The sequence below is a fragment of the Vibrio sp. R12-SW3-ISO1 genome (assembly GCF_059834005.1).
Genome location: NZ_JCBDGK010000046.1, coordinates 1 through 13,593, shown reverse-complemented (window position 1 = coordinate 13,593; position 13,593 = coordinate 1). Strand labels below are relative to the sequence as shown.

12 protein-coding genes are annotated in these 13,593 nt (G+C 51.3%); 8 read left to right on the top strand and 4 right to left on the bottom strand.

Features of this window, described 5'->3' with window-relative positions; all coding sequences use genetic code 11:
- Positions 1-91 precede the first annotated feature (91 nt).
- The 5 genes from prpC (at position 92) to AC6R0R_RS14015 (ending at position 7,571) form a co-directional block, all read left to right on the top strand.
- The gene (gene prpC, locus AC6R0R_RS14035) at positions 92-1,240 is read left to right on the top strand and encodes a bifunctional 2-methylcitrate synthase/citrate synthase (protein WP_334550469.1); all 1,149 of its coding nucleotides are present in this window, start codon (positions 92-94) and stop codon (positions 1,238-1,240) included.
- Positions 1,241-1,263: 23 nt separating this feature from the next.
- Complete coding sequence (acnD, locus tag AC6R0R_RS14030) at positions 1,264-3,855, top strand: Fe/S-dependent 2-methylisocitrate dehydratase AcnD (RefSeq protein WP_500627117.1); 2,592 nt, start codon at positions 1,264-1,266, stop codon at positions 3,853-3,855.
- 10 nt (positions 3,856-3,865) lie between these two features.
- Entirely contained in the window at positions 3,866-5,050 is a 1,185-nt protein-coding gene (gene prpF / locus AC6R0R_RS14025; RefSeq protein WP_500627116.1) for a 2-methylaconitate cis-trans isomerase PrpF, read from the top strand.
- Between the two features lie 40 nt (positions 5,051-5,090).
- Positions 5,091-6,968 carry a propionyl-CoA synthetase gene (locus AC6R0R_RS14020; protein ID WP_500627115.1) on the top strand — a complete coding sequence of 626 codons (1,878 nt, stop codon included), beginning with the start codon at positions 5,091-5,093 and terminating at the stop codon, positions 6,966-6,968.
- A gap of 129 nt (positions 6,969-7,097) precedes the next feature.
- Positions 7,098-7,571 carry a GNAT family N-acetyltransferase gene (locus tag AC6R0R_RS14015; protein ID WP_500627114.1) on the top strand — a complete coding sequence of 158 codons (474 nt, stop codon included), beginning with the start codon at positions 7,098-7,100 and terminating at the stop codon, positions 7,569-7,571.
- A gap of 70 nt (positions 7,572-7,641) precedes the next feature.
- On the opposite strand, the gene AC6R0R_RS14010 is transcribed toward AC6R0R_RS14015, so the two are convergent.
- The gene (locus AC6R0R_RS14010; RefSeq protein ID WP_500627113.1) at positions 7,642-8,457 is read right to left on the bottom strand and encodes a Cof-type HAD-IIB family hydrolase; all 816 of its coding nucleotides are present in this window, start codon (positions 8,455-8,457) and stop codon (positions 7,642-7,644) included.
- Between the two features lie 169 nt (positions 8,458-8,626).
- Here AC6R0R_RS14010 and queE point away from each other — a divergent pair, with 169 nt between their 5' ends.
- Both queE and queC read left to right on the top strand, forming a co-directional pair.
- Positions 8,627-9,277: a 7-carboxy-7-deazaguanine synthase QueE gene (gene queE / locus AC6R0R_RS14005; RefSeq protein WP_500627112.1), complete on the top strand. Its 651-nt coding sequence runs from the start codon at positions 8,627-8,629 to the stop codon at positions 9,275-9,277.
- An 11-nt stretch (positions 9,278-9,288) separates the two neighbouring features.
- A complete protein-coding gene (gene queC, locus AC6R0R_RS14000; protein WP_500627111.1) occupies positions 9,289-9,975 on the top strand; it encodes a 7-cyano-7-deazaguanine synthase QueC in 687 nt (228 codons plus the stop codon).
- A gap of 78 nt (positions 9,976-10,053) precedes the next feature.
- Here queC and AC6R0R_RS13995 read toward each other — a convergent pair whose 3' ends face one another.
- From AC6R0R_RS13995 to AC6R0R_RS13985, 3 genes are all read right to left on the bottom strand, one after another.
- A complete protein-coding gene (locus tag AC6R0R_RS13995) occupies positions 10,054-10,407 on the bottom strand; it encodes a DUF2750 domain-containing protein (RefSeq protein ID WP_334550457.1) in 354 nt (117 codons plus the stop codon).
- A 112-nt stretch (positions 10,408-10,519) separates the two neighbouring features.
- Positions 10,520-11,128, bottom strand: a complete 609-nt coding sequence (locus AC6R0R_RS13990) for an OmpA family protein (protein ID WP_500627110.1) — start codon at positions 11,126-11,128, stop codon at positions 10,520-10,522.
- Between the two features lies 1 nt (position 11,129).
- Positions 11,130-12,434: a TolC family outer membrane protein gene (locus tag AC6R0R_RS13985; protein ID WP_500627109.1), complete on the bottom strand. Its 1,305-nt coding sequence runs from the start codon at positions 12,432-12,434 to the stop codon at positions 11,130-11,132.
- 415 nt (positions 12,435-12,849) lie between these two features.
- On the opposite strand from AC6R0R_RS13985, the gene AC6R0R_RS13980 reads away from it, so the two are divergent.
- On the top strand, positions 12,850-13,593 hold a 744-nt coding region (locus tag AC6R0R_RS13980; RefSeq protein ID WP_500627108.1), incomplete at its 3' end, for an Ig-like domain-containing protein.

Here is a 13,593-nt window from a genome sequence, read left to right as displayed (position 1 = left end):
AGATCCAAACCTCTTGCCGTCAGCGCTTGAAGCAAAAGGCGCTTAAGCGTGAGGGGGATTGGGCAAAGCTCGCAAGAAAAGGAGTTCTACCATGTCTCACACTGAGAATGATCTGAGCAAAAAACCGATTGGCGGCGCAGGATTGCGTGGTCAGAGTGCCGGCAGCACCGCACTGTGCACCGTTGGCAAAACAGGAACAGGGCTAACCTACCGTGGTTACGACATCACCGATTTGGCCAATAACGCCCAATTTGAAGAGGTGGCGTTTTTGTTGTTAAGAGGCCATTTACCCAATCAACAAGAGTTAGACAATTACAAGACGCGTCTGATTGGCCTACGCGGCCTTCCGAATGAGCTTAAGGCGGCGTTAGAGCTGATTCCTGCCAGCGCCCATCCGATGGATGTGATGCGCACCGGTTGCTCAATGCTTGGAAACCTAGAGCAAGAGATGAGTTTTGATCAGCAGCTCGATGCGACCGAGCGGATGTTGGCGCTCTTTCCCGCCATCATCTGCTATTGGTATCGCTTTAGCCATGATGGAGTGAGGATTGATACCCAAGACCAAAGCGAAGCCTGCATTGGGGGCTACTTCCTCAAACTGCTCACTGATAAAGCGCCGAGTGAACTTCATAAGCAGGTGATGCACTGCTCGCTCATTTTGTATGCAGAGCATGAGTTTAATGCCTCTACCTTTGCGGCCCGAGTGTGCGCTTCGACCTTATCTGATATCCACTCATGCATCACAGCGGCGATCGGTACTTTACGAGGACCGCTGCACGGCGGCGCCAATGAAGCCGCAATGGAGATGATTGAAGGCTGGATGACGCCCGATGAAGCGGAAGCCAACATCCTCACTATGTTGGCGAACAAAGACAAAATCATGGGATTCGGCCACGCCATTTACCGTGAAAGCGACCCGCGCAATGCGTTGATCAAACGCTGGTCAAAAGCACTCTCTCAAGCGGTGGGGGATACCCATCTCTATGCGGTTTCCGAACGGGTTGAAGCGGTCATGAAGCGAGAAAAAGGGCTGTTCTGTAACGCAGATTTCTTCCACGCATCGGCGTATCACTTTATGGATATTCCCACCAAACTGTTTACTCCAATTTTTGTGATGAGCCGTCTCACAGGTTGGGCAGCGCACGTGTTTGAGCAGCGCGCCAATAATCGCATTATTCGCCCAAGCGCCGACTACACAGGCCCCGAGCATCAGCAATGGGTTCCGATTGAGCAGCGTTAACGCCTAAGAGAGTGGATGTAAAGATGAATAGCGATTCAAAATACAGAAAGTCACTGCCCGGATTCGATGTCGATTATTTCGATGCTCGCGCGGCGGTGAATGCACTGTCGCCCGGTGCTTACGATGGGCTGCCTTACACTTCACGGGTTCTGGCGGAGCAGTTGGTGCGCCGCTGTGAGCCAGAGAGTCTTGATGCAGCGCTGATGCAATTGATTGAGCGCAAGCGTGACTTGGACTTTCCTTGGTATCCGGCGCGCGTCGTGTGTCACGATATTCTAGGACAAACCGCCTTGGTGGATTTGGCAGGGCTGCGTGATGCGATTGCTCTGCAAGGTGGCGATCCTGCGAAAGTGAACCCAGTGGTCGAAACGCAGCTGATTGTCGACCACTCATTAGCGGTGGAACACGCGGGCTTTGATCCACAGGCGTTTGAGAAAAACCGCGCCATCGAAGAGAGGCGCAATGAAGATCGCTTCCACTTCATTGATTGGTGTAAAACCGCGTTTGAAAACGTCAGCGTGATCCCAGCGGGCAACGGCATTATGCACCAGATCAATTTGGAAAAAATGTCGCCAGTGGTTCAAGTCAAGCAAGGCATTGCTTATCCGGATACTTGTGTCGGGACCGACAGCCACACGCCGCACGTTGATGCGCTTGGCGTGATTGCCATCGGTGTCGGCGGCCTAGAGGCGGAAACCGTCATGCTAGGACGGCCGTCGATGATGCGTTTGCCCGACATTGTCGGTGTCAAGCTAAGCGGAAAACGCCAAAGTGGCATCACCGCGACAGATATCGTACTGGCGATCACCGAGTTTTTACGCGAGCAGCGCGTGGTCTCGGCCTATTTGGAGTTCTTTGGTGAAGGAGCTCGCGATTTGACGATTGGTGATCGCGCCACCATTTCCAACATGACGCCGGAATACGGGGCGACGGCAGGGATGTTCTACATCGATGAGCAGACCATTCAGTATCTAAAACTGACCGGCCGCGATGACAAGCAAGTGGCTTTAGTGGAAGCCTACGCGAAACAAACCGGACTTTGGGCGGATGCGCTTAGCGAGGCGCAGTATGAGCGTGTGTTGGAATTTGATCTCTCGAGTGTCACACGAAACCTCGCAGGCCCGTCTAATCCCCATCGCCGCTTACCGACGAGTGAGCTGGCCAATCGCGGTATCGCGCAACCCCGCGGTACAGATACCGGCGAGCAAAGGCTGCCCGATGGCGCCGTGATTATTGCAGCGATCACCTCTTGTACCAACACTAGCAATCCGAGAAACGTCGTAGCGGCAGGGTTATTGGCGAAAAAAGCCAATCAGCTAGGTCTGGTGCGCAAGCCTTGGGTGAAGTCCTCATTTGCGCCCGGCTCGAAAGTCGCCAAGCTCTACTTGCAAGAAGCGGGGTTATTGTCAGAGCTGGTGCAGCTTGGCTTTGGCATCGTCGCTTACGCGTGTACCACCTGTAACGGAATGAGCGGCGCGCTCGATCCCACTATTGAGCAAGAGATCATCGAACGCGATCTGTATGCGACCGCGGTGCTGTCAGGCAATCGCAACTTTGACGGTCGTATCCACCCGTATGCCAAACAAGCGTTTCTTGCGTCTCCTCCGCTGGTGGTTGCCTACGCGCTGGCGGGTTCAATCCGCTTTGATATTGAGCGCGATGCGCTCGGCCACAATGCCAACGGTGAACCTATCTATCTGAAAGATCTCTGGCCAAGTGATGAAGAGATCGATCAAGTGGTGGCTCAGCACGTGAAACCTGAGCAGTTTAAGCGGGTTTACATTCAAATGTTCAAATTGGATGAGGAACAACAGGCATCCAACCCACTCTATGATTGGCGCCCGATGAGCACCTATATTCGCCGTCCACCCTATTGGGAAGGGGCGTTGGCAGGTGAGCGCACCTTGAAAGGGATGCGTCCTCTGGCGGTATTGGGTGACAACATTACCACCGATCACTTATCGCCCTCCAATGCGATTTTGGCCAGTAGCGCTGCGGGCGAGTATTTAGCCAGTATGGGTGTGCCAGAAGAGGATTTTAACTCCTACGCCACGCACCGTGGTGACCACCTGACGGCGCAACGTGCCACATTCGCGAACCCCAAATTGTTCAACGAGATGGTGAAACAGGGCAGCGATGTGGTGCAAGGCTCACTGGCACGCATTGAACCCGAAGGCAAAGTGGTGCGAATGTGGGAAGCGATCGAAACCTACATGGCGCGAAAACAGCCGTTGATCATTATTGCAGGCGCCGATTACGGCCAAGGCTCTTCTCGAGATTGGGCGGCAAAAGGTGTTCGATTAGCAGGGGTTGAAGCGATTGTTGCGGAAGGTTTTGAGCGTATCCATCGCACCAACCTTGTTGGGATGGGCGTATTGCCGCTGGAATTTAAAACGGGCGTGACACGCCATACTCTTGAGATAGATGGCTCAGAGACCTACGACGTAGTGGGTGACATTGCGCCTGGTGCAGACTTGGCGCTGATCATTACCCGCGCCAATGGTGAAACGCTTGATGTCGCGGTGACGTGCCGTCTAGATACCGCCGATGAAGTCTCTGTTTATCAAGCAGGCGGTGTTTTGCAGCGCTTTGCTCAAGACTTTTTAGCGCAGTAGGAGGCTGACAATGAACGATGTGATTCGCGTTCCCGCGACCTACATGCGTGGTGGAACCAGTAAAGGGGTCTTTTTCAGGTTGGAAGATTTGCCGACTCAGGCACAAATCCCCGGTCCTGAGCGTGATGCGCTATTGATGCGCGTGATTGGCAGCCCTGATCCTTATGGGAAACAGATTGATGGCATGGGCGGAGCGACATCCAGCACCTCCAAAACCGTGATAGTGAGCCCGAGCACGCGTGACGATCACGACGTGGACTATCTGTTTGGTCAGGTGGCGATAGGGCAAGCGTTTGTCGACTGGAGCGGAAACTGCGGCAACCTTTCTGCTGCGGTCGGCCCTTTTGCCATTCACGCGGGTTATCTGCCTGCTGAGCGCGTTCCCCACAATGGCGTTGCCAAGGTGCGGGTTTGGCAAGCCAATATCGAAAAAACCATCGTAGTGCATGTGCCCATCGTCGAAGGACAAGTGCAAGAAATGGGCAGTTTTATGCTCGATGGGGTCACGTTTCCTGCCGCAGAAATCCGCGTCGATTTTGTCGACCCCTCGGGCAGTGACAGTTCGCTGTTTCCAACTGGGCAAGTCGCGGAAGTGTTTGACGTGCCCGGAGTGGGGGCACTAAAGGCGAGCTTTATCAGTGCGGGGATTCCGACCGTGTTTCTCAATGCGCACGAATTGGGCTTAACCGGCAGCGAACTTCAGCCGGCGATTAACGGCGATCCTGAATTGCTGAATAAGCTTGAGACCATACGCGCTCACGGCGCGCTTAGGATGGGTCTGATAGAGGATATCTCAGAGGCCGCGACTCGCCAGCACACGCCGAAGCTGGCGTTTGTGGCACCGCCTAATACTTATCATACGTCAAGCGCAAGTGTGGTTGAGGCGGGCGATATTGATGTTTTGGTCAGGGCGATGTCGATGGGACAGTTGCACCACGCCATGATGGGTACCGCAGCGGTGGCTATCGCTGCGGCGGCGTGCGTACCGGGCACGCTGGTCAATCAAGCGGCGGGCGGCGGCGAGCGTGACCAAGTCACCTTTGGTCATCCATCTGGCACCTTAACCGTCGGCGCAAAAGTCGATGCGCAAGGTGGGCAATGGTGCGCTCGGCAAGTCAGTATGGGTCGCAGCGCAAGAATTTTGATGGAGGGCGTTGTGCGTGTTCCCTCCGATGTCTTTCACTCTGTTCAATAACCAGAGTGCCAATAGTTAAAGACAGTCTGGAGGAAGCAGCATGTCTGAGTATCAAAAGCAGTATCAATGGGCAAAAGAATCGCCAGAGCAGTTCTGGCAAGCACAAGCCGAAGCGATTGATTGGTTTGAAAAACCAACCACGATATTAGCGGAGGATGACAACGGGATTGAACGCTGGTTTCCTGACGGTGTGATGAATACCTGCTGGCTCGCGCTCGATTACCATTGTGAGCAGGGACGCGGCGCCAAAACGGCGCTGATTTATGACTCCCCTGTGACAGGAACCAAAAAGCGCTACACCTATCAAGGTATGCGTGATCAAGTGGCTAAAATTTCAGGAATGCTCAGCGCGCAAGGTGTCACCAAAGGCGACCGCGTTGTCATCTACATGCCGATGATCCCAGAGGCCGCCATGGCGATGCTGGCGTGTGCTCGGCTGGGTGCGATTCATTCGGTGGTGTTTGGCGGGTTTGCTCCTAACGAGCTCGCGGTGCGCATCGAAGATGCTGAGCCGAAGGTGGTGATGACGGCTTCCTGCGGCATTGAAATCAATAAAGTGATTGAATACAAACCGATGGTCGATAAGGCGATCATGGATAGCCGCTGGAAACCGGAAGCGGTGTTTGTGTTGCAGCGTGAACAGTGCCAAGCAGCACTCACACATGAGCGAGATGTCGATTGGCACCAGGCGTTTGAGGCGGCGCTGCCTCATGCCTGTGTGCCTGTATTGGCAACCGATCCGCTCTATATCTTGTACACATCCGGCACGACCGGCAAACCCAAAGGGGTGGTGCGCGATAATGGCGGCCATGCGGTAGCGATGAAGTATTCAATGAGCGCCATCTACAACGTACCGCAAGAAGGCGTGTACTGGGCGGCATCGGATGTCGGCTGGGTAGTCGGTCACTCTTATATTGTCTATGCGCCGCTGATTCATGGTTGCACCACCATTTTGTTTGAGGGCAAGCCGGTGAGGACGCCCGATCCCGGTGCTTTCTGGCGCGTATGTGAAGAGTATCAAGTGGATGTGCTGTTTTCTGCTCCAACGGCGTTTCGCGCTATCAAGAAAGAAGATCCGCAAGGGGAGTGGGTACGCCAGTACGACTTATCTAAACTGCAGACGATTTTTATGGCCGGCGAGCGGCTTGACCCGCCAACACTAGAGTGGGTTGAACAGCAAACGTGCAAGCCTGTGATCGATCACTGGTGGCAAACCGAAACGGGCTGGGCGATTGCAGGTAATCCGATTGGGATTGAAGCGATGCCCGTTAAAGCCGGTTCGGCAACCAAGCCAATCCCGGGCTATCAAGTCGACATCTTGGATGAGCTAGGGGAGATCGCAGCGCCTGGTCAGCAAGGCTTTGTGGCCCTTAAACGGCCTCTGCCGCCAAGCTGTCTACCGACGGTGTGGCGCAATCATGACCGATTTGAGTCCGGCTACTTGAGTCAATTCCCCGGCTACTACGTTTCAGGAGACGGCGGGTATCTTGATGAGGAGGGCTACTTGTTCATCATGGGCCGGATTGATGATGTGATTAACGTGGCGGGTCATCGCCTTTCCACGGGAGAGATGGAGGAGATTGTCGGTGCGCATCCCGCGATTGCAGAGTGCGCGGTGGTCGGAATTCATGATGATTTGAAAGGGCAACTGCCCCTCGGTTTTGTGGTGCTAAAAGATGGCGTGAAGATTGATTCACTAGAGCTCGAAGGTGAACTGATTGGCAAAGTGCGTGATGAGATTGGCGCGGTGGCGTGCTTTAAACACGCGCTGGTCGTGGAGCGCCTACCCAAGACGCGCTCTGGTAAAATCTTGCGCCGCACCATTCGTCAAATCGCCGATGGTGAAAAGTATACAGTCCCATCGACCATTGATGATCCAACCAGCCTAGATGAAATCATGAAAGCGCTGAACTCTTAACCCGTCATTCTGCGCGCCATTCTCTCGTTATTGGGGCGGCGCGCAGGTTATTGCTAATAATCCTTTGCAACGCTTGCAATCGCACAGTTTGCGACCCAAACTAACGCTTTACCGTAAAACCGCCTCAGCATGAAGATTCGCAGCGCCATCGCACAAGACCTCGATACCCTCAACGAATTGATGTTTCAGCTCCATGATGAGCATCACCAACAGTCGCCGGACTATTTCAAACCTGCCGAAGAGATAGAGCAAGAGAAGAGTATTGCGCGTTATCTCGATAACCCTGAATGCTTGGTTTTGGTGGCATTGGATGCGTCAAGCCAACAGATTGTCGGCTTTGTGTCTGGTCACTTTTGTGAACTGATTTCTACCGTCAGCCAACCGTTGCAAATGGGATCGCTCGATGAACTTTACGTGTTGCCCACCTATCGCCAACAAGGTGTGGCTCAACAGTTGTGTGATGAGATGGCGCATCGATTTGAGCAATACGGTGTCGAAGAGATGTTTGTTGAAGTGTGGCAGTTCAACCAAAGTGCCTTAGCTCTCTATGACCGATTGGGGTTTGAGCCTCATATCCATTGGTTGAAGAAGACGCTGAAATAACCGTGGTGGCCATATGACAATAATCAATGAGGCCGTCACACGGCCTCATTGATTGAATTGCGCTTACCGCTTACTTATCGGTGTTGAGCACAAACTGCTCAATCACTAAGGCAACGCCATCGTCGTTATTACTTGCGGTGATGTGATTGGCGATGGCTTTGGTGCCTTCCATCGCGTTTTCCATCGCTACGCCTAATCCAGCGTATTCGAGCATGTGGTGATCATTCTCCGCATCGCCCATACAGATCACGGCATCAGCCTCAATACCGAGGTGCTGGGCAATCGCGCCGACGCCGACGCCTTTGTTACTCTGCTGGCTCAAAAACTCCAGGAAGAAGGGGGCACTTTGCACTATGGTGAAGTCGCCGTGAAAATCAGCGGGAATATTACTGATAGCTTGGGTGAGCTTCTCTGGCGCACCCACGATCATCGCTTTGATGATTTCATGGTCGTCATGCAACTCGTCAAAATCCATCAAGGTGACGGGAATTTTGTTGATGGTGGATTCAATACCAGTGAACTCATTCATCTCTGGCGTGATAAGGCCCAGCTCACTGCTGAATGCGTGACAATATAGGTCAAGCTGCTTTGCCAGCGCAGCAACACGTTTTGCACTCGCCCCATCAATGATCGCTTGGTGAATGACCGTATCACTGCCGAGCTCTTTCACCATAGAGCCGTTAAAGTAGACAACAAACTCGCCGTCAGCATAGAGGCCAAGTTCTTCAATCGCACCACGCATACCATCAATTGGGCGGCCAGAGGCAAGCACGACCTTAACGCCTTGTTCACGAGCCTTGGCAATGGCTTGTTTGGTGCGAGGGCTTATAGTTTTATCACTGGTGAGCAGGGTGCCATCCATATCCAGTGCGATCAATTTGTACATAACGGGCATCTTAAATTTGCAACAACAAAGTCTCGCAGAATAATCCTTCATCGCTTAATGATCAATTTATGATTTAGTTGACCTACACGCCGAGCTCCTTTAAGGTCTCGCCCTTGCAAAATGATTAGATGACAAATTGGGCTGATTAACTTTGTACAAAGTGAATGAAATGTTTGAAACCATCCAGGGTGAGGGGGTCTTTACAGGGGTTCCTTCGGTGTTTGTGCGCCTGCAAGAGTGTCCTGTCGGCTGCGCGTGGTGTGACACCAAACAGACCTGGGATGCGACGCCACAAGATGAAACCTCGTTTAAGCAGATCATGGTCAAGCAAGGTGATTCACCCACTTGGTGCCGCGCAGACGCGAGTGCCATCGTTGAACAATATGTCGCTCAAGGTTATCAAGCCAAACATGTCGTGATCACGGGAGGCGAACCTTGTCTTTATGACTTAACGCCTATGACCCAAGCATTTGAAGCGATCGGTTGTCAGTGCCAAATTGAGACCAGCGGTACTTATGAGGTGCTTGCAACAGAATCAACATGGGTGACAGTGTCACCAAAAATCGCCATGAAAGGTAAGCTTCCGGTGCTGGATAGCGCGCTGCTGCGCGCCAACGAAATCAAACACCCGGTTGGCACACAAAAAGACATCGATCAGCTGGAGGCTTTGCTAAGCCGTGCGAAGGTGCCGAGTTGCACCACCATTGCATTGCAACCGATCAGTCAAAAGCCGCGTGCGACACAACTCTGTATTGATACTTGCATCTCGCGCAACTGGCGGTTATCTATTCAGACGCACAAGTATTTGAGTATTGCTTAAAGGAATTGAAGATGAAGAAAGCGGTCGTCGTATTTAGTGGTGGACAAGACTCCACTACCTGTTTGGTTCAAGCACTGCAAGAGTACGATGAAGTACACGCGATAACCTTTGATTATGGCCAGCGCCACAAACTTGAAATTGAGGTGGCACAAAGCCTAGCGAAAGAGCTTGGTGTCTCAGCGCACAAAGTCATGGATGTGGGTCTTCTCAATGAGTTAGCGATTAGCTCACTAACGCGCGATGACATTCCTGTTTCTCATGAACTGCAAGAGAACGGTTTGCCGAACTCCTTTGTGCCTGGACGCAACATCTTGTTTCTCACCCTTGCGGGCATCTACGCCTATCAAATTGGCGCCGAGGCGGTCATCACCGGTGTCTGTGAAACTGACTTTTCAGGTTATCCAGATTGCCGAGATGAGTTTGTTAAAGCAATGAACAGCGCCTTGGTGAAAGGGATGGACCGACCATTAGAGATTGTGACACCACTGATGTGGCTCAATAAAGCGCAAACGTGGGCACTGGCGGATCAATATCAAGCACTCTCTCTTATCAAAGAGAAAACCCTGACGTGTTACAACGGTATCATCGGGGATGGTTGCGGTACCTGTCCTTCGTGTGATTTGCGCAGAGCGGGCCTTGACGCGTATCTCGACAATAAAGAGGTGGTTATGGCAGAGCTTGTAGAGAAGCAGCGCTAACCGATTTTTGTGGAATACAAAACGCCCTGCAAGTGCAGGGCGTTAATGTTTTTACAGGATCACCTGATGGCAAAGCGCTTACGCGAGGTAAAGCTTAGCGAGATCAGAAGGCTCCACTTCTTTGCCTTCCAATTGTGCGTTCCAGTTGGTGCCGACGAGGACGCCGTCTTCCGCGAGCGTCAATAGCCAATCTTCAACAAAGATATCCAGAGGGATCTCTAGGACTTCAAAGTCTGCCCACTCTTCAACGTTATGCGCTTGAGCATCCTCTTTTGAGGACCAAAACGGCATCACTTCGCTGTTCTCAAATTCTGAAGAGTCGCAAGATAGCCAACCTTCTTCGTTACGCATGCCCCAAACCAGTTTGCTCTGTTGCGTTTCTGCGACGAATAGTTCCAAGTTAGCTTGGATATCTGATGTTAATTTGCTCATTGTAAAGCTCTCTTAAAGTAGTTCGGCTGTAGGGTAGCACTCTGGACAAAGAAGCGAAACTCCTGTGCGAGGTTTCTGCTATCAAGTTGCAGCAAAGCCTACGCACAAGGCGTTATTTCGGAATAGTGGTAAAGATAGTCCACTCTTCTTTGACGTGGCCTTTATGCCCAACCACACTAGCAACGACTTTTCTGTTCATGGCATGTGAGACTTCGTCTTCACCCGTCTCAGAGACGTTGTCACCATAACCCACAACGCGAATTCGGCTCGGTGTTACCCCATAGCCAACCAGCGCTTGGCGTACCTCTTCTGCACGTTGCTTCGACAGCGCGAGATTGTGTTCAGAGTTGCCCGTTTTACTGGCAAATCCCTGCAACTCAATCGAGGTTTCAGGGTATTGGTCCAGAAACGCCGCCATCGATTCAATTTGCGGGTAAAACGGAGTCGCGATTTCAGTAGAGTTGTTATCGAACAAAATATGCAAACTTAACGCCAGCGAGGTTTTGACAAAGGTGCCACAGCCATCATTATCGATGTCCGCTTTTTCGGGCGTACCCGGGCAGAGATCGCGCGCGTTGACCACGCCGTCATTGTCGTCGTCTTCTAGATCGGCGATTTGGATGGGTTTTGGCGTTTGAATATAGTCAAACTCATCGTCAGATAATACCGCCGTTGAAAGTGTGGCGCACGATAGGATAAGGGCTAAAATTGAGACTTTCATATTAGTATTCTACAGCTTGGTTCCAAGGCTCTGGGGTGTTGACTCTAAGGGCAGATAGCAAGTTGCCAGTGGCGTTCATCACTCGATATTTGGCGTACTGCTCATCGTATTTGGCATCGAGATAGTCTTTGCGGGCTTCAAACAGCTCATTCTCCGTGTTGAGCAAGTCGAGGAGCGTACGTTTGCCCAGTCGGTATTGTTTGCTGTACGCAATAACCGTCTGTGAGGCGGAGTCAACATGATCAGCCAGAAACTCTTTCTGCTGTAAGGTAAGGTCCAGCGCGCTCCATGAGAGACGTAAACTCTCCTCAACTGAGCGGAATGTGCGGTCACGGAAATCTTTGGCTTTATTTAGCTGATACGCTGCGCTTTCAGTGCGATCTGCATCCGATCCGCCATTGTATAGGTTATAGCGCATACGCAGCATGGCGGAGAACTCCTCCGCTGACCCTTCGTAGCCGCCAGCGTCGTCGCGCCACGTCTGATTGGCTTCAATAGACAGCGTAGGGAAGTTGACGCCTTTGGTCTGCTCATATTGAAAGCGTGCTGAATCGACATCCGCTTGCGCGACTTTGATGACGGGATGAGTCTCGTAAGCTTTGTTGAGCGCTTCGTCTAACGTGTAAGGAATAGCCATCTGATCGGCACGAGGAAAAATCAAACCTTGAGGTGATTGGCCAACCACGCGCTGAAATTGAGTGTGGGTATCGAATAAATTGTTCTGAGCGGCCAGCAAGTTTCCGTGTGCTTTCGCTATACGAGCTTCAACTTGGGTTAAATCGGCAGTTGAACCGATACCGGACTCGACGCGCCTTTTAATATCACGGTAGATCTCTTTATGAATGGCTAGGTTGCTCTCGGAAAGTTGCAGAACTTCGAACGCCTTGACCGCGTCTAAATAGATGTCCGCAACTTCAAGCGCCATGTCTTGCGCTTCCGCCAACAATTGAAAACGCACTGACTCTGCGTCTGCCGCCGTGCGGTCCATATCGTTCAGGGTTGATGAACCATCCCACAATAACTGGGTAAGAGACAGAGTCGCTTCTTTACGGTTGAGGTCATTTTCAACCCCAGTTGCGAGATCAACGGCTTCGTAGCCAATGCCTGCATCGAGATCGATTGACGGCAAATAGGCCCCGGACGCGGCTTCGGCGTCATAGACTTTGCTCATGAATTCGTTAAACGATGCTTTGATGTCAGGATTGGTCGTTAAGGTATAAGCGACCGCTTGTTCGAGTGTTTGACTTTGAGCTGGACAGCTAAGAGCTACCAAGCAGCCCACCACTTTCAACGTGTTCCAATTCAACTTTCATTCTCCATGAGATACAACGAGCGGGCATGATAGCGAACACCCACGTCTCATAAATGAGATTAAACCATTTATGGCGTCAATGAGCTAGCACTTTACGGTGATTGTGACTAACGTAGGCTAACATTTATATAACCTTTAAAGTTGCAACAGAATTCGGAGCCTGGACCTAGTCAATTTTGTTAATTTATCGATACGACGTTTCAGTTTAAGTGCGATAAAAATGAGATCTTGGTACATACTTATTGAAGTTGTGACCTGCCGCTTGTATCTAAAATGTTGCAAAGTGACAGGGTTAGAAATCGGTTTGTTGAATTAACCCGTAGTGTTAATTTATAGCTGTGATTAATAAGTCTTTGCTTACCATCATCACAATAAAGCAGAGATCATTAGAAAGGATTAGAGGCGCGTTATGAGTTTTGTCACGCATGCATTGATCGGTAACCTAGCCGGTGGTCAAATCATTGTTATTGATAAAAATGGCAATGTAAGAGTCGTCAATGAAGGAGAACAACTCCTTCCCGGCGAAGTTGTCATTTCCGGTGATGCCAGCCTCGTTGAATCCGCATCAAATCCAGAAGTCAGCGTAAACCTGGTTCAAGACAGTGGTGACCTCACGGACATCACCGGTGAAATCGATGCCATTTTCGCTGCGTTAGAAGAAGGCGTAGACCCAACTCAATTAGGTGATGAATTCGCCACCGCCGCCGGTGGAATCTCCGGCTCATCGCTAACCCCAACGGGAACGATTGAGCGTGAGGGGGTAGAAGCATTAGCGAGTACGAACTTTGATACATCAGGTTTCGAGTCAATTGGATTATCGACTACACAGAGTCTCGCTTTATTAAATCCTCAATTCTCTCCTATTTTCGTTGACATCAACAACGACCCGTTGGGTGAAAGTACGACGGTTGTTACTGACGAAGATACACCGATCAGTGGCACGCTAACCGCTACCGATCAGAATACTCAAGATACCCTAACTTATTCTCAATCTACTGTGCCTATTAATGGTACAGCTGTCGTCAACCCAGACGGCACTTGGACATACACGCCCAATGAAAACTACAACGGCCCAGATAGCTTCACTGTAATTGTTGATGATGGCAATGGCGGTACAGATACACTCGTTGTAAATATTGATGTGACTCCGGTG

What these genes read in the sequence shown, in the direction of transcription:
- prpC (WP_334550469.1), top strand. Translation starts at nt 92, where the DNA reads ATGTCTCACACTGAGAATGATCTGAGCAAAAAACCGATTGGCGGCGCA.
- AC6R0R_RS13995 (WP_334550457.1), bottom strand. Translation starts at nt 10,407, where the DNA reads ATGAGCAAATTAACATCAGATATCCAAGCTAACTTGGAACTATTCGTC.
- queE (WP_500627112.1), top strand. Translation starts at nt 8,627, where the DNA reads ATGTTTGAAACCATCCAGGGTGAGGGGGTCTTTACAGGGGTTCCTTCG.
- AC6R0R_RS14015 (WP_500627114.1), top strand. Translation starts at nt 7,098, where the DNA reads ATGAAGATTCGCAGCGCCATCGCACAAGACCTCGATACCCTCAACGAA.
- queC (WP_500627111.1), top strand. Translation starts at nt 9,289, where the DNA reads ATGAAGAAAGCGGTCGTCGTATTTAGTGGTGGACAAGACTCCACTACC.
- AC6R0R_RS13990 (WP_500627110.1), bottom strand. Translation starts at nt 11,128, where the DNA reads ATGAAAGTCTCAATTTTAGCCCTTATCCTATCGTGCGCCACACTTTCA.
- AC6R0R_RS14010 (WP_500627113.1), bottom strand. Translation starts at nt 8,457, where the DNA reads ATGTACAAATTGATCGCACTGGATATGGATGGCACCCTGCTCACCAGT.
- AC6R0R_RS14020 (WP_500627115.1), top strand. Translation starts at nt 5,091, where the DNA reads ATGTCTGAGTATCAAAAGCAGTATCAATGGGCAAAAGAATCGCCAGAG.
- acnD (WP_500627117.1), top strand. Translation starts at nt 1,264, where the DNA reads ATGAATAGCGATTCAAAATACAGAAAGTCACTGCCCGGATTCGATGTC.
- prpF (WP_500627116.1), top strand. Translation starts at nt 3,866, where the DNA reads ATGAACGATGTGATTCGCGTTCCCGCGACCTACATGCGTGGTGGAACC.